The 1,261-nt window shown below is 49.4% G+C and carries 1 protein-coding gene; it reads right to left on the reverse strand.

The genetic code is table 11. The annotated features are described in order from the left end of the window. Positions 1–8: 8 nt before the first annotated feature. Positions 9–1,178 (reverse strand): ISAs1 family transposase, encoded by a 1,170-nt coding sequence (locus IE099_RS20575; RefSeq protein WP_189574724.1) that lies wholly within the window; start codon positions 1,176–1,178, stop codon positions 9–11. Positions 1,179–1,261 lie beyond the last annotated feature (83 nt).

The following is a 1,261-nucleotide window of genomic DNA, read 5'->3' on the forward strand; positions in this document are numbered from 1 at the left end:
CAGGGCGATCAAGCTAGGGAAAGAATACGTTCACGGTAGCTTTGGTTCATCAGTGCTTGGAAACGTTTTTTTGGAAGACTCTTCACTGTTCCCGTATCCATATTGAGTAGATTCAATACGATGCGCCGAATCGTTCCTAGGTTCTTTGATGAATTCCCCGCTCCGGTCTGATTGGCATCTTCTCGGAAGTATACGTCGAGCTTCCAGTGGCAGTTGTTTTCAATTCCCCAATGCGCTCGAATTGTTTCGCGAAGATGCTGAGCGTCTGCAGGTAGACTACTGAGATAATATCTTTTTTCAGCTCGTCGTTTCCGGCCAGTGGATACTTCAGTGGTTTGGTTTTCTACTACAATGAGGCTCCGCAAGTTGGCCCACTGCGACCGAATCTCGCCATCCATCCAATCGAGCTTGTCGGTGGCTACCACGCTGCAAAGTGTCTGGCGGCCATGCTTGCTTTGGAAGTCTTGATGGATGCTCCAACCCTTTGCGGTTGCTAGCTTGAGATGTCGTAAGGCAAAGTGAAAATGGTCGATTGTTTCCTTGTGGAGCTTTCCTTGATTACCTTTGAGGGCAAAGAGGTAGTCCGCTTTTTTGTGGATGATTTTTTGCGCAAACGCCCGCTGGGTCCCCATCGCGTCGATGGTAATGGTGTGCCCGGTTAAGTCGAGTTGGCCGAGAATGCGATCAATGGCGGCGATTTCATTTTCTTTATCAGGGACATGGTCCTGACAGAGCGTCAGTTGCTGTTTGGTGTCCCAGGCGCTCACGACGTGGACCGGCTTTTGCTTGAGGGTGTGACTGCCGCGAAGCGTCTTTCCATCGAGCGCAATGATGCCGTCGTGGAGAGGTGCTGAGATAGTCTTGAGGTGAGCTTGCAGGCAGAGATTGAACTGCTTGGGCTCAATGAGATTAAAGATGTTAGAAAAGGTCTGAGCGGTCGGAACTCCGTTGGGAATTGTGATCCATTTTTTTAGCCAAGTGGTTTGGTTTTCGCAGAAATCTTCGATTTCAGCGAAGTTGTCCATCCCGCAGAGAGTCGCGGTAACAGCCATGAAAAGAACTTCTCCAAAATGGTGCTTCCGGTGATTACCTATGCGCGGATCTTCAATAATTTGAAAGGCTTCAAAGCCATCCGGAAAGCCATTGCTGTAGTCGATTTTATCTGGGTTTCGAGGCATTCAATAACTTGAGGCCCCTTGATGCGGTGTACCAGACTTTTTGCCTTCTATCTGCGGTAGGATCCCTAGCTTGATCGCCCTGG

Source organism: Roseibacillus persicicus, from assembly GCF_014651675.1.
GTDB classification, from domain to species: domain Bacteria; phylum Verrucomicrobiota; class Verrucomicrobiia; order Verrucomicrobiales; family Akkermansiaceae; genus Roseibacillus; species Roseibacillus persicicus.